The 20281-nt window shown below is 71.1% G+C and carries 25 protein-coding genes; 13 read left to right on the forward strand and 12 right to left on the reverse strand.

Features of this window, described 5'->3' with window-relative positions:
- Positions 1-130: 130 nt before the first annotated feature.
- Complete coding sequence (locus VF330_RS30680) at positions 131-421, forward strand: WhiB family transcriptional regulator (RefSeq protein WP_330855187.1); 291 nt, start codon at positions 131-133, stop codon at positions 419-421.
- 15 nt (positions 422-436) lie between these two features.
- Here the strand turns inward: VF330_RS30680 and VF330_RS30685 are convergent, their stop codons facing one another.
- From VF330_RS30685 to VF330_RS30695, 3 genes are read right to left on the reverse strand one after another with little or no spacing between them, the layout of a single operon-like run.
- Positions 437-1561 carry an ArsA family ATPase gene (locus VF330_RS30685; RefSeq protein ID WP_330855188.1) on the reverse strand — a complete coding sequence of 375 codons (1125 nt, stop codon included), beginning with the start codon at positions 1559-1561 and terminating at the stop codon, positions 437-439.
- Positions 1558-2550, reverse strand: coding sequence for an ArsA-related P-loop ATPase (locus VF330_RS30690; protein WP_330855189.1), 993 nt, complete (start codon positions 2548-2550; stop codon positions 1558-1560). Before VF330_RS30690 ends, VF330_RS30685 begins: the two co-directional genes overlap by 4 nt.
- Before the next feature lie 44 nt (positions 2551-2594).
- The gene (locus VF330_RS30695; RefSeq protein WP_330855190.1) at positions 2595-2846 is read right to left on the reverse strand and encodes a hypothetical protein; all 252 of its coding nucleotides are present in this window, start codon (positions 2844-2846) and stop codon (positions 2595-2597) included.
- Between the two features lie 68 nt (positions 2847-2914).
- Here VF330_RS30695 and VF330_RS30700 point away from each other — a divergent pair, with 68 nt between their 5' ends.
- From VF330_RS30700 to VF330_RS30715, 4 genes are read left to right on the forward strand one after another with little or no spacing between them, the layout of a single operon-like run.
- Positions 2915-3070 carry a DUF4177 domain-containing protein gene (locus VF330_RS30700; RefSeq protein WP_086668176.1) on the forward strand — a complete coding sequence of 52 codons (156 nt, stop codon included), beginning with the start codon at positions 2915-2917 and terminating at the stop codon, positions 3068-3070.
- Complete coding sequence (locus VF330_RS30705) at positions 3067-3522, forward strand: RidA family protein (RefSeq protein ID WP_330855191.1); 456 nt, start codon at positions 3067-3069, stop codon at positions 3520-3522. Before VF330_RS30700 ends, VF330_RS30705 begins: the two co-directional genes overlap by 4 nt.
- A 1-nt stretch (position 3523) precedes the next feature.
- The gene (locus VF330_RS30710) at positions 3524-4126 is read left to right on the forward strand and encodes a hypothetical protein (protein ID WP_330855192.1); all 603 of its coding nucleotides are present in this window, start codon (positions 3524-3526) and stop codon (positions 4124-4126) included.
- 11 nt (positions 4127-4137) lie between these two features.
- Positions 4138-5283 carry a hypothetical protein gene (locus VF330_RS30715; protein WP_330855193.1) on the forward strand — a complete coding sequence of 382 codons (1146 nt, stop codon included), beginning with the start codon at positions 4138-4140 and terminating at the stop codon, positions 5281-5283.
- A gap of 5 nt (positions 5284-5288) precedes the next feature.
- Here the strand turns inward: VF330_RS30715 and VF330_RS30720 are convergent, their stop codons facing one another.
- The gene (locus VF330_RS30720; protein WP_330855194.1) at positions 5289-6179 is read right to left on the reverse strand and encodes a Gfo/Idh/MocA family oxidoreductase; all 891 of its coding nucleotides are present in this window, start codon (positions 6177-6179) and stop codon (positions 5289-5291) included.
- A 14-nt stretch (positions 6180-6193) separates the two neighbouring features.
- The gene (locus tag VF330_RS30725) at positions 6194-6550 is read right to left on the reverse strand and encodes a hypothetical protein (RefSeq protein ID WP_330855195.1); all 357 of its coding nucleotides are present in this window, start codon (positions 6548-6550) and stop codon (positions 6194-6196) included.
- Positions 6551-6589: 39 nt separating this feature from the next.
- Here VF330_RS30725 and VF330_RS30730 point away from each other — a divergent pair, with 39 nt between their 5' ends.
- The 3 genes from VF330_RS30730 (at position 6590) to dnaN (ending at position 9382) form a co-directional block, all read left to right on the forward strand.
- Positions 6590-7384: an NUDIX hydrolase gene (locus VF330_RS30730; RefSeq protein WP_330855196.1), complete on the forward strand. Its 795-nt coding sequence runs from the start codon at positions 6590-6592 to the stop codon at positions 7382-7384.
- Positions 7381-8193, forward strand: coding sequence for an MBL fold metallo-hydrolase (locus VF330_RS30735; RefSeq protein ID WP_330855197.1), 813 nt, complete (start codon positions 7381-7383; stop codon positions 8191-8193). The genes VF330_RS30730 and VF330_RS30735 overlap by 4 nt, the downstream gene beginning before the upstream one ends.
- 97 nt (positions 8194-8290) lie before the next feature.
- Positions 8291-9382 carry a DNA polymerase III subunit beta gene (gene dnaN, locus VF330_RS30740; protein ID WP_330855198.1) on the forward strand — a complete coding sequence of 364 codons (1092 nt, stop codon included), beginning with the start codon at positions 8291-8293 and terminating at the stop codon, positions 9380-9382.
- Between the two features lie 82 nt (positions 9383-9464).
- Here the strand turns inward: dnaN and VF330_RS30745 are convergent, their stop codons facing one another.
- The 3 genes from VF330_RS30745 to VF330_RS30755 form a co-directional block, all read right to left on the reverse strand.
- Positions 9465-10712 (reverse strand): MFS transporter, encoded by a 1248-nt coding sequence (locus VF330_RS30745; RefSeq protein ID WP_330855199.1) that lies wholly within the window; start codon positions 10710-10712, stop codon positions 9465-9467.
- Positions 10713-11127: 415 nt separating this feature from the next.
- Complete coding sequence (locus tag VF330_RS30750; RefSeq protein ID WP_030469453.1) at positions 11128-11802, reverse strand: Crp/Fnr family transcriptional regulator; 675 nt, start codon at positions 11800-11802, stop codon at positions 11128-11130.
- Between the two features lie 206 nt (positions 11803-12008).
- Positions 12009-12248: a hypothetical protein gene (locus tag VF330_RS30755; RefSeq protein ID WP_090057862.1), complete on the reverse strand. Its 240-nt coding sequence runs from the start codon at positions 12246-12248 to the stop codon at positions 12009-12011.
- Between the two features lie 136 nt (positions 12249-12384).
- Between VF330_RS30755 and nth the strand changes: the two genes are divergently transcribed.
- Genes nth through VF330_RS30775 form a run of 4 tightly spaced genes read left to right on the forward strand, consistent with a single transcriptional unit; the run spans position 12385 to position 15523 of the window.
- On the forward strand, positions 12385-13092 hold the full coding sequence (gene nth / locus VF330_RS30760; protein ID WP_330855225.1) for an endonuclease III: 708 nt from the start codon (positions 12385-12387) through the stop codon (positions 13090-13092).
- Positions 13089-13649: a TlpA disulfide reductase family protein gene (locus VF330_RS30765; protein WP_330855200.1), complete on the forward strand. Its 561-nt coding sequence runs from the start codon at positions 13089-13091 to the stop codon at positions 13647-13649. The genes nth and VF330_RS30765 overlap by 4 nt, the downstream gene beginning before the upstream one ends.
- Positions 13646-14320 carry a CoA pyrophosphatase gene (locus VF330_RS30770; protein WP_330855201.1) on the forward strand — a complete coding sequence of 225 codons (675 nt, stop codon included), beginning with the start codon at positions 13646-13648 and terminating at the stop codon, positions 14318-14320. Before VF330_RS30765 ends, VF330_RS30770 begins: the two co-directional genes overlap by 4 nt.
- Before the next feature lie 15 nt (positions 14321-14335).
- Entirely contained in the window at positions 14336-15523 is a 1188-nt protein-coding gene (locus tag VF330_RS30775) for a MarP family serine protease (protein WP_330855202.1), read from the forward strand.
- Here the strand turns inward: VF330_RS30775 and VF330_RS30780 are convergent.
- Positions 15441-16211 carry a TetR/AcrR family transcriptional regulator C-terminal domain-containing protein gene (locus VF330_RS30780; RefSeq protein ID WP_330855203.1) on the reverse strand — a complete coding sequence of 257 codons (771 nt, stop codon included), beginning with the start codon at positions 16209-16211 and terminating at the stop codon, positions 15441-15443. The two genes, VF330_RS30775 and VF330_RS30780, sit on opposite strands and share 83 nt — an antisense overlap.
- 72 nt (positions 16212-16283) lie before the next feature.
- On the opposite strand from VF330_RS30780, the gene VF330_RS30785 reads away from it, so the two are divergent.
- Positions 16284-17768, forward strand: coding sequence for an FAD-dependent oxidoreductase (locus VF330_RS30785; RefSeq protein WP_330855204.1), 1485 nt, complete (start codon positions 16284-16286; stop codon positions 17766-17768).
- Here VF330_RS30785 and VF330_RS30790 read toward each other — a convergent pair.
- Genes VF330_RS30790 through nhaA form a run of 3 tightly spaced genes read right to left on the reverse strand, consistent with a single transcriptional unit; the run spans position 17740 to position 20263 of the window.
- Entirely contained in the window at positions 17740-18657 is a 918-nt protein-coding gene (locus VF330_RS30790; RefSeq protein ID WP_330855226.1) for an alpha/beta hydrolase, read from the reverse strand. The two genes, VF330_RS30785 and VF330_RS30790, sit on opposite strands and share 29 nt — an antisense overlap.
- On the reverse strand, positions 18654-19097 hold the full coding sequence (locus VF330_RS30795; protein ID WP_330855205.1) for a phage holin family protein: 444 nt from the start codon (positions 19095-19097) through the stop codon (positions 18654-18656). Before VF330_RS30795 ends, VF330_RS30790 begins: the two co-directional genes overlap by 4 nt.
- A complete protein-coding gene (nhaA, locus tag VF330_RS30800) occupies positions 19094-20263 on the reverse strand; it encodes a Na+/H+ antiporter NhaA (protein WP_330855206.1) in 1170 nt (389 codons plus the stop codon). Before nhaA ends, VF330_RS30795 begins: the two co-directional genes overlap by 4 nt.
- Between the last annotated feature and the right edge of the window lie 18 nt (positions 20264-20281).

A 20281-nucleotide genomic window follows, 5' to 3' on the forward strand; every position in this document is an offset into this window, starting at 1 on the left:
GGAAGGGGAACCGAACGGCACTACAGTCCGTCAACGTCCAAGGAATGCAGTCGTAGCTCGAACGCTACGGCATCCGTGGCAGGGGTGTGGCGGATTTTCCACATTTGGACAGCACTGAGGAGTGGGGGATATGAACCAGGGGGATTGGCGTATCAACGCTTCGTGCAGGGATGAGGAGCCGGACCAGCTCTTCGTCCGAGGTGCGGAGCAGCGCAAGGCGAAGCTCGTGTGCCTGGGGTGCCCGGTGCGCATGGAATGCCTGGCCGAAGCGCTGGACAACAGGATCGAGTTCGGGGTCTGGGGAGGCATGACCGAGCGCGAACGCCGCGCTCTGCTGCGCCGTCGCCCGGACGTGGAGTCGTGGTTCGAGCTGCTGAGCAACGCGCGTCAGGAGCACGTCGAGGACACGAGGGTCGGTTAACGGCGGGTGAACACTTCATTCACCCGCGAGCCGGCGACCCATCTCCCGTAGGCCGTCGAGGTCGTGCACGTCGGCGGGCAACGCCGGCACGCCGACCAGCGCGACCGCGGGATGAGCACGCGTGAACCGGGCGAGCAGCCGCTTCTCCCTATCGGCGACTGCCACCCGGTCCGCGTGCAGCCGGAGCACCGCCGCGGCGAGCGGCGCGTCACCGGAGCGGTCGAGGTCGTCCGCTGCCGCGAGCGCCTTCGCCGCGGGCAGGTCCGCCGCCAGCACGGGGTGGGTCCTGTTCGCGACGAGGCCGCACAAAGGCATGCCCTCGGCGCTGAGGCGTTCCACGAAATAGCTCGCCTCGCGCAAAGCGTCGGGTTCTGCCGCCGCCACCACCACGAAACCGGTTCCGGGCGAGCGGAGGAGTTCGTACGTCCGCTGCGCGCGCTCGCGGAATCCTCCGAACATGCTGTCGAAAGCCTGTACGAAAGTGGACGCGTCCTGCAACAGCTGGCCGCCGACGATCGTCGAGACGGCACGCGTGAAAAGGCTGAAACCGGTTCCGACGATCTTCATCAGACCGCGTCCGCTCGCCCGCGCCGGTGCCGAGAGCATCCGGATGAACTTGCCGTCGAGCACCGTCGACAACCGCTGCGGCGCGTCCAGGAAGTCGAGCGCCGACCGGCTCGGCGGGGTGTCGACGACGATCAGGTCCCACTCGTCCTGCGCCACCAGCTGGCCCAGCTTCTCCATCGCCATGTACTCCTGCGTGCCGGAGAACGACGACGAGATGGTCTGGTAGAAGGGGTTCGACAGGATCTGGTCGGCCCGGTCGCGGCCGGCGTGGGTCAGCACCATGTCGTCGAACGTGCGGCGCATGTCCAGCATCATCGCGAACAGCTCGCCCTTGGGCTCGAAGCCGTCGACCACGACCTCGCGCGGGTGGTTGTCGAGCTCCCGCAGGCCCAGCGACTGCGCCAGCCGCCGCGCCGGGTCGATCGTCAGCACGACGACGCGCCTGCCGCGTTCGGCCGCCCGCAACGCCAGCGCCGCCGCCGTGGTCGTCTTGCCGACGCCGCCGGAGCCGCAGCACACCAGGACGCGGGTCTCCGGGTCGTCGAGCAGCGGGTCGAAGTCGAGCTTGTTCACCGCACACCCGCCGCGACCAGCACCTCGGCCAGTTCGTAGAGCGCGGCCACGTCCACCCCGTCGGTCAGTTCCGGCAGGTCGAGCGTGGGCAGGTCGGACTCGCGGAGCAGTTCCATCGCCTCCTGTTGCGACTGCACCCTGATGGCGTGCTCCACCGTCTCGTCCACCAGGCCCTCGAGCGTGAGCTCGTCGAGGTCGAGACCGGCGGCGGCGAGGCCCGTGCGCACCCGCGACTCGTCGATCCGGCCCTCGGCGGCGACGGGGATGGAACGGGCGGGCAGGCGTTCCGGCTGGACCCGGTTGACCAGCACCGCGCCGGGTCGGAGGTCGGCGCCGTCGAGCTCGGCGACCGCGTCCAGGGTCTCGCGCACCGGCATCTCCTCCAGCAGCGCGACCAGGTGCACCGCCGTGTCACCGGAGTGCAGCAGCCGCACCACGCCCTCGCTCTGCCCCTTGATCGGCCCGACCTTCGCCAGGTCGGCCATGGCCTTCGTGACGTCCAGGAACTTGACGACGCGGCCCGTGGGCGGCGCGTCGAGCACGACGGCGTCGTAGAGGTGGCGGCCGTCCGGGCCGACGCGGTTCACGCACTCCTTGACCTTGCCCGTCAGCAGCACGTCCCGCAGGCCGGGCGCGAGGGTGGTGGCGAACTCGATGGCGCCCATCTTGCGCAGGGTGCGGCCCGCGAACCCGAGGTTGTAGAACATCGCCAGGTACTCCAGCAGCGCGGCCTCGGCGTCGACGGCCAGCGCGTGCACCTCACCGCCGCCCGGCGCGGACGCGATCCGCTCCTCCGAGTACGGCAGCGGGGCGCGGTCGAAGAGCTGGGCGATGCCCTGCCTGCCCTCGACCTCGACCAGCAGCACCCGGCGGCCACCGGTGGCCAGCGCGAGCGCCAACGCCGCCGCGACCGTGGTCTTCCCGGTGCCGCCCTTGCCGGAGACCACGTGCAGACGGGCTCGGGTCAGCTCCTCGGTCCACGACGTCACACGTCCAGACTAGGTGTGAATCCGGCAGAAGGTGGACCAGCCGGTCAATCGACCATGGTGAGGAAGAGAACGGCGAAGGCCGTTGCGGCCACCAGAGCCCAGGACACGACCGACGGCAGCCACAGCGCGATGCTGACCGTGACGACCACCACGACCACGAGTCCGATCAGCCCCGCCTGCACGACCTGGTCGCGCCGGCTGTGCTTGCGGTCGCGCACCTGGGCCATGGCGACGAGCACCATCACCAGCCCGCCCACGGCGAACAGGCTGGTGGCGACGATCCGCCAGGTCTCCACGTGATCAACCTAGCCCGGTGGGCGGCAACCCCGCAGGCGTCGATCGGGTGGCGCGTTAGGCTCCGCGCATGACGAAGTGGGAGTACGCGACCGTGCCGTTGTTGATCCACGCCACGAAGCAGATCCTCGACCAGTGGGGCGAGGACGGCTGGGAGCTGGTCACGGTGCTGACGAACCCGACCGGTGAGCAGCACGTCGCGTACCTGAAGAGGGTCAAGGCGTGAGCGCCTGGACGAAGCGCCTGGCGGAGCTCGGCGTCGAGCTGCCCGCCGTGGCCGCGCCGCTCGCCGCGTACGTCCCCGCCACGCAGAGCGGTCCGTGGGTCTTCACCTCCGGCCAGCTGCCGTTCGTGGACGGCAAGCTCCCCGCTACCGGCAAGGTCGGCGCGGAGGTCTCCCCGGAGGAGGCCAAGCAGTACGCCGCGACCTGCATCCTCAACGCGCTGGCGGCCGTCGACGCGCTCGTGGGGATTGACTCGATCAAGAGAGTCGTGAAAGTTGTCGGGTTCGTGGCCTCCGCCGAGGGCTTCACGGGGCAGCCGGGCGTCGTGAACGGGGCCTCGGAGCTGCTGGGGGAGATCTTCGGCGACGCGGGCAAGCACGCCCGGTCGGCCGTGGGGGTCGCAGAGCTGCCGATCGGCGCTCCGGTGGAGATCGAACTGATCGTCGAGGTGTGACATGTCGGACACGTGCCACGAACTGCTGCTGCGGCTCGCCGGGCGCCTTCCTGACGAGCTGCTGTGGCGGTACCGGGACTGGGCGGCCTCCGACGCGTACGCGGTGCTGGCGCGGTCGCTGCCGCGCACGCTGCTGCACGACCGCATCCCCCTGACGGACCACGAGATGCGCCTTCTGCAGGACGCGCTCGTGCCCTACGGGGCGGAACCGGGTGCCGTCAGTTCGGTCAAAGGGCTGGACGAACTGCCCCCCACCGACTACACCTTTTCCCCGGAATCACCCGATCGGGTGTCCATGGGGGATTCCGCGACCGTCGTTCTCGGTGCCACGCTGCGTGGCCGGAACGGGGTCGGCGAGGTCCGCTCCTGCTGGCGCATCGGTCCCTCCGGGGTCAACCGCGTCCTGCTGGTGGCGGCCACGACCGGCCACGCCCGGCTGACCGGCGAGCTGCAGCGCGTTCTGCGGGCGTTGGGCGAACACGACCCGTGCGTCGAGGTCGTGCCGTCCGGTCTGGACCTGCCGCCCTACCACCGGGCGGCGCTGGCGGCATCGGAGCTGGTGTGCGCCGGCGCCGAGTCCGATGAGCACCTCGTGCTCAGCTAAGGAGAGTTGCCGTGACGAACGACGGGGTCGGGCTGCCGGTCCGTCTGCACGATCTCCTGCTGTCCGTGGCCGGGCGGATCGACGACGCCGCCCTGTCGCAGGCCCGCGAGTTCCTCGCGGTCGGAGAGCTCGACCGCGCGGTCGAGATGCTGGTCGGCACGCTCCTCGCCGGCGGCATCCCGGTGCTGCCCGACGAGCGTGCGGCCATCACGTGGGCGTTGCACGAGGTCCGCTCGGACGCGTCGCTGACCGACCGCCTGCCGGTCGCGGAGATGCTCCCGTTCATCCGCCACCGCTTCACCTCCGAGACCGACCCGGTCTCGGACATCACCGGTGCGCTGGCCCGCGCGGTGTCGGTGCTGCCGGACGTCCGCTCGGTGCGGGCGGTCTGGCGGTCCTCGCCGACGGGGTCCACGCCCGGTCCGCTGCCGCAGCGGGTGGTGCTGGTGGACATCGGTCCGCAGGGCTTCGCGCCGGCGACCGCCTACCGGGTCGACTCGGTGCTGCGCAAGATCGGCGTCCGGGCCGCGGTCGAGGTGCTGACGACGGGTGTGCAGCTCAGCGACTACCACGCGTCCGCGGTGACGGCCTCGAAGGCGGTGCCGGTCTCCGGCGGCGCCCCGATGCGGGTCGCCGAGCCGGTCTCGCCCCAGGGCGCCTGGTTCGACCAGTCAGAGGAACTTCCCGCTCCGGCGCCGGTGGCCGAGCCGACACCGGCGCCGGAGCCACTGGAAGAGACCGGCTCACGTCGCAGCAGAACGTCCACGCTGGAGGGGTCGCAGCCCTTCCCGCCCAAGCCCGTCAAGCGCATCCCGAAGGCGGCGGCGGAACCCGCGCCGGCGCCCGAACCGGAGCCGGAGGCGGAGATCTTCCCGCTCCCCGAGCCCACGCCGATCAACAGGGCCGAGGTGACCACCGAGCTCCGCGGTGACGAGCTCGCGGCACTGCAGGCGGCGCTGGCGGAGTCGCCGGCGGAACCGTCCTCGGTGGACGCGAACCTCAGCGAACGGGAACGCGCCCTGCTGCAGCAGCTCCACGAGGAGCTGGCGCAGCGGGAGCAGATCGGGTCGAAGACGGCGGACAGCGGTCGCTGGCAGATCGACCGCTCGTCGCGCCAGACGTTCGGCGCCTCGAACAACGGGCACCAGACGCCGTAGGTGGATCAGGCCCCGGCCTTGCGCCGGGCCAGGTCGATGACCTTCTGCAGGTGCAGGCCGCGCCGCACGTCGCACTCGTGGGTCGTGGTGCCGCTGTGCACCATGGCCACGAAGTCGTCGAGCAGGTTCGTGAAGCACTCGAGCGCGGGCGTGTCCCGGTTCGTGAGCGTGCGCGCGCCGTGCGTGCCGAAGACCGTGAAGTCCGCGAACGGCGGCTGCAGCGGCAACGACAGGCACAGCGACACCGTGCTCGTCGCGCCGCCCGCGTGCTGCAGGATCAGCTGCCAGAGACCGGTGTCCGTGACGTTCGCCGCGAGCACGTCGGTGATCTCGCCCAGTGCCGCGTCGAGCAGGTCGAACGCGTGCGGGCCGACGTCGTCGAGCGCGCCCCTGTCGTGGCGCCACGGCGAGTTCGAGAACGGGCCGTCGAGCAGCGCGCCGGAGATCCAGCGGCTGTCGGCGCCGGTCCAGCCGCCCGTGCGGTGCAGCTGGGCCAGCATCTCCTTGGTCTCCGGCGCGTAGCGGCGGGTCAGCACGACCAGCGACGCGACGCCGGCCTCCTCAACCGCCGCGACGAGCCGTTCCGCGACCTCGACGGTCTCGGCGACCGGCTTCTCCAGCACGAGGTGCTTGCCGGCCCGCGCCGCCTCGACCGCCATCGGGCCCTGCACGCCCGGCGGCACGCAGAACGCGACGGCGTCCACAGTGGACAGCATCTCCGCGTAGTCGGCGAACGGCTCGGCGCCGTGGGCGTGCGCGAGCTCCTGCGCGGCCTCCGGTCGCCGGGCCCACACGCCGGTCAGCGCCGTTCCCGGGTGGTTCGCGATGCCGGGGGCGTGCACCATCTCCGCCCACGGGCCCGCACCGACGAGTCCTACGCGCAACTGTTCGTCCACTCGCACATCCTGCCTCAGGAGTAGCTGGCCTTGGGCACGAAGATCTCGCCGCCGTTGTCGAACTTCAGGCGCAGGCCGTCGCCGGTCGTCTCCCGCTCGGGGTCGTGTTCCCAGCCGGCGGGAACGGTCACCACGTGGCCGCGGTCGGGGGTCGGGCCGAGCCAGATCTCGTAGTAGGTGCTGCCGACCAGCTGCTCGACCTTCTTCACGTACACGCCTGGCGACGTGGAAGTCGGGTCGACGCTGATCACGGTCGTGCGGTCCGGCACGAACATCACCACCACGGCCACCGCGGTGAGGGCTGTGCCCATCACCGCGCCGAGCACGAACAGCAGGATCTTCACCAGGCAGCCGGAGACGTTCGTCGCCATCACACCATCCTCGGGTAAGCGCGGTCGTACGCTCGGAGGATGCCCGACGACATGACCTTGCCGGGAAACCTGGTACCCACCAGGCCCGCCGCCGAACCCGCGCAGGCCCGTGACGCCGTGACCGTCGTGCTGCTGCGGGACGGTGCCGAGGGCGTGGAGGCGTTCCTGCTGCGGCGCGTGAAGGGGATGGCGTTCGCCGGTGGCATGACCGTGTTCCCCGGCGGAGGCGTCGATCCGCGCGACGCGGACACGTCGGTCGCGTGGGCCGGTCCGCCGCCCGAGTGGTGGGGGTCGGTGTTCGGCGTCGACCCGCTGACCGCGCGGGCGTTCGTGTGCGCGGCGGTCCGGGAGACGTTCGAGGAGTCGGGCGTGCTGCTCGCCGGGCCGGACCCCGCGTCGGTCGTCGCGGACACCTCGGCGTACGCGGGGGCCCGGCAGAAGCTGGTGGACCGCGAGCTCTCGCTCGCGCAGTTCCTCGCGGCCGAGGGCCTGGTGCTGCGGGCGGACCTGCTGCGGCCGTGGGCGAACTGGGTGACCCCGGTCGAGGAGCCGCGCCGGTACGACACCCGGTTCTTCGTCGCCGCGCTGCCTTCCGGGCAACGCGCCGACGGCGAGACGACCGAGGCGTCCGACGCGTCGTGGCAGACGCCGGCCGAGGCCGTGGCGGACGCCGCGGAGGGCCGCCGGATGCTCATGCCGCCGACCTGGCGCACGCTCGACGAGGTCGGGGCGCTGGGGAGCGTCGAGAAGGTGATGGCCGAGGAGCGCAGCGTCGAGAAGATCATCCCGAAGCTGATCCGCGAGGGCGACGTCGTGCGGGTGGTCCTGCCGTGAGCGGGTCGCCGCTGATCGGTGCCCGCGCCGCGCACCCGTTGTACGGGCAGGTGCGGCAGGTGACGCCGCACGCGGCCGTGCTGCTGGCGGACAACCCGTCGCCGATGACGCTCGACGGCACGAACACGTGGCTGTTGAAGGCTCCGGACGCGTCGTCGTACGTCGTGGTCGATCCCGGTCCGCTGGATCCGGTGCACCTCGAGCGGATCGCCTCCGTCGGGCCGGTCGCGGAGATCCTGCTGACGCACGGCCATCCCGACCACTCCGACGGCGCGCGTTCGTTCGCCGAGATGGTGGGTGCTCCGGTGCGCGCGCTGGACCCGACGTTCACCCACGGCTCCGAGGGGCTGGTGGACGGCGACGTGGTCACCAGCGCCGGTCTGGAGCTGCGGGTGCTCGGCACGCCGGGCCACACCAGCGACTCGTTGTGCTTCGTGGTCGACGGCGAGGCGGTGCTGACCGGCGACACGGTGCTGGGACGCGGCACGACCATCGTGGCGCACCCGGACGGCAAGCTCGGCGAGTACTTCGAGTCGTTGCGGCTCCTGGCGGAGCTGCCCCCGGACACCGCCGTGCTGCCCGGCCACGGCCCGGAGCTCGCGGACGCCGGCGAGGCCGCGCGGATGTACCTGGCGCACCGCACCCAACGCCTGGAACAGGTCCGCGCCGCCGTCGCCTCCCTCGGGGGTTCGCCCACGCCGCGCCAGGTCGTCGAAGTCGTCTACGCCGACGTCGACCGCGTGCTGTGGCCGGCCGCGGAGTGGTCCGTGCGCGCCCAGCTGGAGCACCTGCGCACCGTCACCGAATGAGACAGCGCGCTTCCGCTGCGTTGCGCGGACCGCTAGCGTTCTCCAGTCGCTTCGGGACACCCGGAATTGTCAGGGGTGCCCGCTAACGTCCGGAAGCATGGACCTCACCGCCACGACAGCAGAGCTCGCGAGCGCCGCGGCGGAGGTGGCGCGACTGCTGCCGACCCGTGTGCTCGACCCGGTGCTCGCCGGGCTCCGCCTGACAGCAGGGCAGGACGTCGAGATCGCGGGCAGCGACCAGGAGCACGGCGTGCGCCTGTCCGTCAACGCCGTCGTCCACACGGAGGGAGAGGTGCTCGTGCCCGCCAAGCCGCTGGCCGCCACCCTCCAGGCGCTGGACGACCCGCAGGTGAGGCTGAAGGTGGAGGGCCAGCGCCTGGCCGTCCGCACCCCGACGGCCCGCTTCGCGCTGCCGCTGCTGTCGCTGGCCAACCACCCCGGCGTGCCCGCGTTGCCCCCTCTGCAGGGCCACGTCGACGCCGCCCTGCTCGGTGTCGTCGCCGCGGTGGCCGGCGCCGCCTCGAAGGACGACGCGCTGCCGATCTTCACCGGCCTCCGGATCCAGTCCGACGCCGAGAAGCTGCACGTGATCGCGACCGACCGCTACCGCATGGCGTACGCCACACTCCCGTGGGAACAAGCGGGCGAGCTGGACCTGTTGGTACCGGCGAAGCCCCTCGTGGAGGCCGCACGCCAGGCCACCGGCCGGGTAGCGCTCCACGCGAGCTCCGACCGCATCGCCCTCGCCTGGGGCAACAACTCGATCTCCACCGCACTCTTGGCCGCTCCGTTCCCGGACGACCGGGCGCGCCGACTCCTGGAGGCAGTCATCGACAGCACGGTGCTAGTGGACGCGGACTCCCTCGCGCGCGCCGTCCGCAGAGCCACGCCCTACGGCGGCCCGCACCAGGCCGTCACCATCCAGGTCGAGGACTCCGAGATCCGCGTCAAGGGCAGCGACCCCCAGCAGGGCGAGTCCGAGGAGTTCGTGAAGGCGGACGTCGAAGGCGACCACCTGACCAAGACCTTCCAGGCCCGCTACCTGGCCGACGCCCTGAAAGCGTTCGCGGGCCGCCGCATCGAGCTGAAGATCCAGGACGGCCTCCGCTCGACGGTGCTCACGTCGACGCCGGGCGAGGACGGGGTGGAGCTCACCTACCTGGTGGTCCCGATGCGCTCGGTGGCCTGACTCCTGGGCGAAGACCGACGTACGCCAACGGCTGGTGCCAACGTTCTGACACCAGCCGTCCCGGTCTGTCGCGTGCCGTGGCTCAGCGGGCCGCCAGCTCCATCTCCGAGCGCAGCGGCACCTCAGCCGGCACCCCGCGCCGCACGGTCCCGCGCAGCAGCCACACCGCCAGCGCGATCACTAACCCGGCCACACCGGACGCGACGAACGCGGGCCGGGTGCCGAAGTGCTCGATCAGCTGCCCGGACAGCCCCTGCCCGATCGCCAGCCCGACGGTCACCGAGGTGATCACCCAGCCGAACGCCTCCGCGGCCATGCCGTTGGGCGTGACCTGCTCGATCGCCGCCGAGTGCGCGGTCGACTGCGGCGTGATCAGCGTGCCGACCAGGAACAGCGCCAGGCCCAGGCCGACCAGCGTCGCCGGGACCGCCAGCACGAACGCCAGCAGGCCGAAGCCGCCCAGCAGCACCGGCAGGCGCAGGTGCATGGGGCGCGGCCACGGGCGCATGCCGTAGAGCACGCCGAAGACCACCGAGCTGATCGACCACAGCGACAGCATCAGGCCGCCCATCGAGGCCTCGCCCGCGGCCTTCGCGAACGCCGGTACCGCCACCTCGACGAAGCCGATCGTCACGCCGAAGCCGAGCGCGGCCAGCGCCACCGTGCGCATGCCGGGGTAGGCGAACGCGCCCAGCAGCGGGCGGCGGGTGACCGCGGCCGCTCCCCAGGCGCGGACGACCGGGTTGAACGCGAACCACAGCGCGCCCACGACCATCAGCACGGCACCGACCACGACGCCGGTGCCCGCCCACGGCGCTGCCAGCAGCAGGCCGGCGAGGCCGGGGCCGAGGATGAAGAAGACCTCCATGCTGATCGCCTCGTAGGCGTAGGCCGCCATGCGCGTCGGACCGGTCGGCACCATCCGCTCCCACAGCGCCCGCGACGCCGAGCCCACCATCGGCTCGGTCGCGCCCACGCCCAGGGCCAGCGGCACCAGCACGAACACCGGCAGACCGGCCTCGACGGCGAGCACCGACACGGTCACGAAGAACGCGAACAGCGCGGTCGTGAAGGCCAGCGGACGGGTGGGACCGAAGCGGTCCATCAACCGGCCCTGGACGACCGAACCGAGGGCTACACCCACCAGTGCCGCCGCCGAGACCATGCCGGCGACCGCGAACGACCCCGTCGCGCGCTCGACGTAGAGCAGCAGCGAGAGCCCGACCATCGCGATGGGCAGGCGGGCGAGCAGCGACGCGACCACGGGGCCGCGCATGCCGGGGGTCGTCAGGGCAGCGCGGTAGTCGGACAGGCGGGCAGAGTGGGACATGTGTACCAGTATGCCAAACTTGGTACGCGTGTACCACATCGGGTGCCGAGAGTCACCGAGGTCGCGATTCGGTCACGGGAATGCGATGACCGGGTGAAACATGCAACGAATCGGCCACACATGGGGTCCTTGAGGGTGAAAGGGCTTGAGCGGCCGGGGCTGCGACGTGCGAAAGTTGACTCGTCGACCGAGACGACCACGCTGCTCGATCGATCGAAGACCAACCTCTGGCTTGAGGGTCGGGGCCTACGCGCCAGAGGGCGGAAAGCACGGTTCGTCGGGGGATGGGCCGTGCACCACAAAGGACCGGTGCGCCACGTCGGGGGTGGCGCCCGGTCCTTTGTTCGCGAACTACGTCACGACGACCGGGGCCCCGTCCGCTGAGCGAACGGGGCCCGAGTCGTCGCGTGGGCCGTCAGCGGGCGCGGCGCGCCAGGCGCTCCGGGTCCAGGATCAGCACGCTCTTGCCTTCCAGGCGCAGCCAGCCGCGGTGCGCGAAGTCGGCCAGCGCCTTGTTCACGGTCTCGCGGGACGCGCCGACGAACTGCGCGATCTCCTCCTGCGTCAGGTCGTGCGTGACGCGGAGCAGACCGGCCTCCTGCGAGCCGAAGCGCTGCGCGAGCTGCAGCAGCGCCTTGGCGACGCGGCCGGGCACGTCCGTGAAGATCAGGTCGGCCAGCATGGAGTTCGTCCTGCGCAGCCTGCGGGCCAGGGCCCTCAGCAGCTGCTCGGCGATCTCCGGCCGGTTGGTGATCCACTGGCGGAGCGCGGGGCGGTCCATGGACACCGCGCGCACCTCGGTCACCGTCGTCGCGGTGGACGTGCGGGGGCCGGGATCGAAAATGGACAGTTCGCCGAACATGTCGGAGGGCCCGAAGATCCCCAACAGGTTCTCGCGGCCGTCCGGCGACTTGCGGCCGATCTTCACCTTGCCGGACTGGATGATGTACAGGCGGTCGCCCGGCTCACCCTCCGCGAAGATCACGTGGCCACGCGGGAACTCCACCGTCTCCAGGGTCTGCGCCAGCGCCTCCGCTGCCGCCGGGTCAACCCCTTGGAAGATGCCCGCTCGCGCCAGGGTCTCGTCCACCTCGTCCCTCCTAATCGACGCGACGGCACGCCTACCACCTTCTTTGGTGGAGTCAGCGCCGTGCCGCCGATCACTGCGTTGCAGTCTAAGGGCTCTCATGTGGATCGCCGCTCGGCTCGCCGTCCCAACTGGAACAACGAGACTGATTCGATCCAGAGCCCAACGAACCAGTCTACGCCATTCGGGTGCGTGTCAGCGCGGGACGGTCACCGGACGCGCTTGCGTGCGGTGCCGCGGCCACGCCGGCGGAGGCGGAACATGTCGAGTGCGCGACCGATGCCGTGTCCGTAGAGCGCCTTGACCTCTTCAGGCCTGGCGGACTCCAGGAACTCCTCGACCTCGTTCTCCTGCACGGCAACGTGCCGGAGCTTCGCTTCCACACGCTCCATGAAGAGCGCGAAGAACATGATCACGATCGGAACGACGATCACAAGCCAGGCAGTCATGATGCTCCGCAGTGTTCCGCATGGAGGATTCGAGTACGGATCTAGGGGTCGGTTCCGGCGTGTTGACTACTCTGGATCAGTGCCCGCAACCAAGAAGCCGGAAACCAAGCTAGGCCTGACCCGCAGGGCCCGCCGGATGGTGCGCGTGCTGGCCGAGGGATACCCCGACGCGCACTGCGAGCTGGACTTCACCACGCCGCTGGAGCTCGTCGTGGCGGTCGTCCTCTCCGCGCAGTGCACCGACAAGAAGGTCAACGAGGTCACTCCCGCTCTCTTCGCCAAGTACCCCACGGCCGCCGACTACGCCGGCGCCGACAGGGTCGAGCTCGAGGAGATGATCCGCCCCACCGGCTTCTACCGGAACAAGGCGACCTCCCTGCTGGGCCTCGGCGCTGCTCTTGTGGAGCAGTACGACGGCGTGGTCCCCAGCACTCTCGAAGAGCTGGTCAAGCTCCCCGGTGTAGGACGCAAGACCGCCAACGTGGTTCTCGGCAACGCGTTCGATGTGCCCGGCATCACAGTCGACACCCACTTCGGCCGGCTCGTCCGCCGCTGGGGCTGGACCGACCTCGAGGACGCCGTCAAGGTCGAGCACGCCGTCGGCGAGCTGATCGAGAAGCGCGACTGGACGATGGCCTCGCACTGGATCATCTTCCACGGCCGCCGCGTCTGCCACGCCAAAACGCCTGCGTGCGGTGCCTGTCTGCTGATGAAGGACTGCCCGTCGTACGGCCTGGGCCCCGAGGACCCGGACAAGGCCGCCAAGCTCGTGAAGGGCGACGAGAAGCCCCACCTGCTCGAGCTCGCCGACCGAGTGCGGGCCGGTGAGAAACTGGTGGGGTGAACAACCGCTCGCGCTGGCTCGTCGTCGTGCTCGTCCTCGGCGTGGCGGGTGTCGTGGCGCTGTGGCCCCGTGACAAGGCACCGGAGCCGCCCGCGCCCACCCGCCCGACGCAGGACGTGGCCGCGTTGCGCGCGCAGGCCCAGCTCAGGGCCTGCGAACCCGCCGGAGAGGGTGGCGCCGCCGTCACGTGCCTCGGTGACGGCACCCGGACGGCCCTCGCGCTCAAAGGGCCGGTCCTGATCAACTTCTGGGCGACCTGGTGCCAGCCGTGCCAGAAGGAGCTGCCCGTCCTGGACGCCTACGCGAAGCAACCCGGCGCCGTTCCGGTCGTCCCGGTTCTCGTGGAGAGCACCGAGGCCGACGGGCTGGAACTGCTCACGCGGCTCGGCGTGCGGCTTCCCTCGGTCTACGACGGCCCCGACGAGCTGCGCAAACGAGTCAAGGCGCCGATCACGCTCCCCGCCACGTATTACGTAGCAGCGGACGGTGCGGTCCGGCAGATCACGGACCCGCCGGTGTTCACGGCGCCCGAGCAGGTGGAGAAGGCGGTTTCATGACGGAGGCAGCCGAGACGGAGGCCGTCCAGCCACCCGACTGGATGCAGCGCCTCGCCAAGGCCACCGAGCAGATCGACGCACGCACGTTCATGCGCGACCCCCGCACGCCGACGCGCTCCTACCGGGCCGCGGCGGTGCTGATGCTGTTCGGCGAGTCCGAGGAGCACGGGCCGGACGTGCTGCTGCTGCGCCGGTCGGACACGCTCGGCTCGCACCCCGGCCAGGTCGCGTTCCCCGGCGGGGCGTCCGACCCGGACGACGACGGGCCCGTGGCCACCGCATTACGCGAGGCTTACGAGGAGACCGGTGTACTTGGGTCAGGAGTGAGACCGCTCGCCCTGCTGCCGGAGCTGTACGTGCCGGTGTCCGGGTTCGTGGTCACGCCCGTGCTCGCCTACTGGGAACAGCCGAGCCCCGTCGCACCTGTCGACCCGGCGGAGACCGCCGCGGTCGCCCGCGTCCCGGTGGCGCACCTCGCGGACCCCGCCAACCGGTTCCGCGTGCGCCACCCCGCGGGTTACGTCAGTGCGGCGTTCTCCGCGCCGGGCATGCTGGTGTGGGGCTTCACCGCGGGGTTGATCAACGGCCTGATCGCACTCGGCGGCTGGGAACAGCCGTGGGATGCGACCGATGTGCGCGATCTTGAACTAGCGTTGCGCGCTACACAGTGAGGCGGAGGTTCTGGGTTGAACTGGGTTGACCTGCTCGTGCTGGGCCTGGCCGCGATAGCCGCGGTCTCCGGGGCCAGGCAGGGCATGGTCGTCGCGCTGCCCGCCTTCGTCGGTGTGCTCGTCGGCCTCATCCTCGGCACGCAGATCGCTCCGCTGCTGGTGTCCCAGTTCGAGAACGTCGTCACCAAGGTCGTGTTCGCGGTCGGCATCGTCGTGCTGCTCGTGGCGCTGGGCGAGACGATCGGCGTCTACATCGGCCGGACGATCAAGGCCCGCGTCAACGCGTCGCCGTTGCGCGGCGCGGACAATGCCCTGGGCGCGATCGTGCAGGGCCTGGTCGTGTTCGTGGTGGCGTGGATGATCGCGCTGCCGCTGACCTCCGTCGTCGGCCTGCCGGACCTCACGTCGTCGCTCAAGCAGTCGGTGATCCTCGGCAAGGTCGACCAGACCATGCCGCAGGCCGCCCGCGTGCTGTCGGGCGACCTGCAGAAGCTCTTCGACGTCTCGGGCTTCCCGCAGGCGATGGACCCGTTCAACCGGACGCCGCTCAAGGAGGTCGAGCCGCCGGACGGCCAGCTCGCGAACTCGCCGGTCGCGAACAAGCTGAAGGCCTCGGTGCTGAAGGTCCGCGGCCGGGCGCCGTCGTGCTCGCGCGCCCTGGAGGGCACCGGGTTCGTCATCGCGCCGGAACGCGTCATGACCAACGCCCACGTCGTCGCCGGCACCAACGAGGTGACGGTCGAGGTCGGCCGCGGCCAGTTCGACGCCACCGTCGTCTCCTACGACCCGCGCACGGACATCGCCGTGCTCGCGGTGCCGGACCTGGAGGCCACGCCGCTGCAGTTCCGCTCGGACGAGGTCCAGCCGGGCGAGGACGGCATCGTGCTCGGCTACCCGCTCGACGGCCCGTACAAGGCGTCGCCCGCCCGTGTGCGCGAGCGGATCCCGCTGCTGCGCGGCCCGGACATCTACGACGCGCAGACCGTGACGCGCGACGTCTACACGGTTCGCGCCGAGGTCCGTTCCGGCAACTCCGGCGGCCCGCTGGTCGACCCGAACGGCCGCGTGATGGGCGTGGTGTTCGGCGCGGCCGTCGACGACCCGGAGACCGGCTTCGTGCTCACGTCCCAGCAGGTGCAGTCGATGGTGCAGAAGGCGCCGTCGCTGACCCGCCGGGCGTCGACCCAGGGGTGTGCCTCGTAGCGATGCCGTCGAGCACGTAGCCCAGGCCGGTGTCGAACCGCGCCGACGCCTTCGTCTGCTCGGCTTCGTACATGACCCTCGCGAGCATCGGGAACTTCCCGGTGTCCAGCATCCGCTGCATGTACGGGCCGGACGCCGCCTGCCACTGCTCCTCGGTCAGGCCGCTGGACCGCTCCTCGCGGGCCTCGGTGATCTCGTTGCGGACCGCGCCGTGCACGAACGCCATGACCGCGCCGACCGCGCCGAGGACGTCGTCGATGCCGGGGAACTCCGGCAGGCCGGCGAGGGTCCTCAGCGTCGCCTCGATGTGCGCCAGCGAGTTCGGGCCGCGGTGGGGACGACCACCGAGCAGGTCGACGAACCACGGGTGCCGCTGAGCCGCCGCGCGCATGCCGTGGGCGATCTCCGTCAGGCCCGCCCGCCACCCGGCGCCCGGCTCCGGCAGGGCGATCTCGCCGTAGACCGCGTCGACCATCAGGTCGAGCAGCTCGTCCTTGGTCTCGATGTAGCCGTAGAGGCGCATGGGCCCGGCGCCGAGCACTGCGGCGACCTTGCGCAACGACACCTCGTCCAGCCCGCCCTCGTCGGCGAGGCCGATCGCGGCGGCCACGATCGACTCCCTGCTCAACGGGGTAGGGGACGGCCTGCTGGGCGGCTCCGGGCGGTCCCACACGAGTTCGTTCGACATCGGACTGGACAATACAGCGTCTGTGCGCGATACAGTGTATTGAGCGATACAGCGTATTGAGAGGGGACGTTCGTGAAGACTTCGGTGCTGGTGGTGGGTGGAGGACTGGCGGGGACGTCGGCCGCGCTGTTCCTGGCGTGGCGCGGTGTCGACGTGGTGCTGGTCGAGAAGCATCCGGGCAGCTCACCGCACCCGCGGGCGGTCGGCTTCAACGCGCGGGTCGGCGAGCTGCTGCGCGCGGTCGGGCTGGAGGAAGAGCTGCCGAAGAGCAGGATGTCCAAGGGCTTCGGGGTGCGCAGGGTCAGGGCGGAGAGCCTGGTCGGCAGGAAGTACGACGAGACGTTCTGGACGCCGCCCGCCCAGCTCTCCGACATCGAGTACTCCCCGGTCAGGGGCGTCGGCGTGGCGCAGGACCGGATGGAGCCGCTGCTGCGGGACAAGGCCCGCGAGCTGGGCGCGGACATCCGCATGAACACCCGGATGCTGGAGTTCTCGCAGGACGACGACGGCGTCACGGCGATCGTCCGGGGTGAGGGCGAGCCCTACGAGATCCGGGCGGACTACCTGGTCGCCGCGGACGGCCACCGCAGCCCGGTCCGCGAGCAGCTCGGCATCACCCGCAGCGGGCGCGGGTACATGCACACGTCCCGCAGCGTGCTGTTCCGCGCGCCGCTGGAGGAGTACCTGAAGGACGGGATCGGCCAGTTCGTGATCGACGACGTCGGCTTCCTGACCACCTACGGCGACGGCCGGTGGGTCCTGATGCTCGACGACGGCGAGTACGACGAGGCCGAGCTGCGCCAGAAGATCTTCCGCGCCATCGGCCGCGACGACGTGGACGTCGAGATCGTCACGACGGGCAAGTGGACGATCAGCGCCTCGGTCGCCGACGAGTTCTCGCGCGGACGCGTCTTCCTGGCCGGCGACGCCGCCCACACCCTGCCGCCGAGCCGCGGCGGGTTCGGGGCCAACGTCGGCATCGAGGACGCGCACAACCTCGCCTGGAAGCTCGCCGCCGTGCTCGAGGGCCGGTCACGGGCGGAGCTGCTCGACACCTACGACGCCGAACGGCGGCCGGTCGCGACCCTCTGCCACCAGCAGATCTTCGCGCGCAACGACGGGCACAACCGCGACGGGGAGGCCGAGGAGGCGACGTTGTACGACAACAACGCGATGCACTTCGGCGTCCTCTACCGCTCGTCCGCGGTGCTCGGTGCGGGCGAGGAACTGCCGCCGGCGCGGCTGCCCGAGGAGTGGAACGGCCAGCCCGGCACGCGGGCCCCGCACGTGTGGGTCGAGCCCGGCAAGTCCACGTTGGACCTCTTCCAACGCGGCTGGGTGCTCGTCGCCGACCACCCGCAGTGGGAGGAGGCGGCCCAGCAGGCCGGTGTCGCGTACGAACGCGTCGAGCGGCTGGACGTCTTCGGACTGTCCGAGAAGGGCGCCTCGCTGGTGCGCCCGGACGGCTACGTCGCCTGGCGTTCGGTGGACCTGCCGGACGACCCGGCGACCGCGCTGGGGGAGGCGTTCAGCTCGACTTCTGCAGGAACTCGGTGATCAGCCGGCTCGTGGTGTGGGGTGCCTCCTGGTTCGGGAAGTGCCCCACCTCCGGCAGGTAGCGGAACTCCGACTCCGGCCCGAGCCACTCCAGGGACCCGCGCGCCGACGACTCCAGGGTGATCGGGTCGAGCGCACCGTGGATCTGCAGCACCGGCACCTGCATCTTCTTGTCGACCGCCTCGGTGAACCGGCGGCCGTCGCTGCGGACCTGCGAGCGCACCGCCCAGCGGTAGTACTCCATCGCGCTGTGGGCGACGCCCGGCACCGTCATGGCCTGGCGGCAGCGGCGCAGCACCTCGTCGAACTCCGGCGCCGACCGCCACTTCGGGCCGGACCACGCCGAGAGCAGCTTCGCGACCTGCACGGCGTTCTCGCCGGTCAGCCACCGCTCGGGGTAGATCGGCAGCTGGAAGCGCAGCACGTGCGAGTTCACGCGGGGGTGCCGGCGGAACGCGCGGCGCATCGCGAGCGGGTGGGGCGCGGACAGCACCGAGATCGACGAGACGACCCGCGGGTGCAGCGCGCCGACCGTCCACGCCGTGGCACCGCCCCACGCGCTGCCGACGAGGTGCGCGCGTTGGGCGCCGAGCGCCTTGATCAACCCGGCGACATCACCCGCGAGGGTGAAGCCGTCGTAGCCGCGCGGGGGCTTGTCCGAGTCGCCGTAGCCGCGCAGGTCGACGGCGACCGCGCGGTAGCCGGCCTCGGCCAGCGCCGTCAGCTGGTGCCGCCACGACCACCAGAACTCGGGGAACCCGTGCAGCAGGAGCACGAGCGGGCCCTCGCCGAGCTCGGCGACGTGCAGGCGGATGCCGTTGGCCGAGACGTCGCGGTGCGTCCACGGCCCCGCGACCCGCACCACCGACGGATCGGGCTTGCGGCTCAGTCGGAGTCACCCTTGCGGTGGGTGAGCGCCGCGACCGTGTCCTTCGCGGCCGCGATCGACTTCTCCGGCGCCCTGATCTTGCGCACCTTGCGGTAGCCGAGGAACGCGAACAGGACCGCGGTGAGCAGCATGACGGCGAAGACGAGCCCGAAGCCCGCCCAGTAGCCCCAGCCGAACCACTCGGCGAAGCCGAAGCCGAGCGCCATGAAGAGGAAGAACAGGCTGAAGCACAACACCGTCAGCGCGACGATGAAGAAGACGCTGCCCTTCACGCCCTTCTTGATCTCGGCGGTGATCTCGCCCTTCGCGAGCTCGACCTCCGCTCTGACCAGAGTGGACACGTGCGCGGTCGCGTCGCGGACGAGGCCACCGATCGAGGCCTCGGCGGTGGGGTCGTCAGCGGTCAGCGGAATCGACGCGATGTGTTCCCTGGTGGTCACCCGGACATCGTGCCATGCGCCCGGCTGCGGCGAATGAGCAACACCGCGGCGAGCAGCGACGAGATCATCGAGGCGATGAGCACAGCGGCCTTCGCGGTGTCCGGATCGGCCAGCGAGAGCTCCGCGATGAGCAGGCTGACGGTGAACCCGACCCCGCCCAGCACGGCCACCGCCACGACGTCGCGCGGTCCCGCCCCGGACGGCCAGACCGCCGCCTTGAACCACACGGCGAGCGCCGACGCTCCGACGATCCCGATCACCTTGCCGAGGACGAGCCCGGCGATCACGCCGATCGCGATCTTGTCGGAGAAGAGCTTCCCGAACGCCTCGGCACCGACCGGCACACCCGCCGCGAACAGCGCGAACACCGGTACCGCCACCCCGGCCGAGAACGGCTGCAGCCGGTGCTCCAGCCGCACCGCGGGCGCCTCCTGCTCGTACGGGTCGCGCTTCACGCGCGTGAGCAACGCCAGCGCGACGCCCGCGATCGTGGCGTGGATGCCCGACTCGTGCATGAACCACCACGTCGCGAGCGCGATCGGCACGTAGAGCCAGGCGCTGGTGGTCCTCCTGCGCTGGAGGAACCAGTACAGCGCCAGCAGCAGCACGACGGCACCGGCCGCGAGCAGGTTGAACTCCGCCGTGAACAGGACCGCGATGACGATGATCGCGCCCAGGTCGTCCACGACGGCCAGCGACAGCAGGAACACCCGGATGCTCGACGGCAGCCCGGACGCCGTCAGCGCCAGCACCCCGAGCGCGAACGCGATGTCCGTGGCGACCGGGATCGCCCACGCCTTCTCGATGCCCGGCTGGCCCCAGCCGACGGTCAGCGCGATCAGCGCGGGGACGACCATCCCGCCGACCGCCGCGATCACCGGCAGCGTCGCGGCCTTGACGTTCGACAGCTCGCCGACGACGAGCTCCCGTTTGAGCTCCAGCCCCGCGACGAAGAAGAAGACCGCGAGCAGCCCGTCCTTGGCCCAGTCGCCGACGGACAGCGGCCCGAGGTGCAGGTCGCGCAGGCCGAAGTAGGCGGGGGACAGCGGCGAGTTGGCCCACACCAGCGCGACGGCCGTGGCCACGAGCAGCACGGAGCCGCCGACGGTCTCGGTGCGGAGGTAACGGGCGAAGTCGGCGACGACGGTCTTCTTCTTGCGCGACACGGGTCTCCCAGAGCGGTC

The organism is Lentzea sp. (assembly GCF_036380075.1).
Taxonomy (GTDB): domain Bacteria; phylum Actinomycetota; class Actinomycetes; order Mycobacteriales; family Pseudonocardiaceae; genus Lentzea.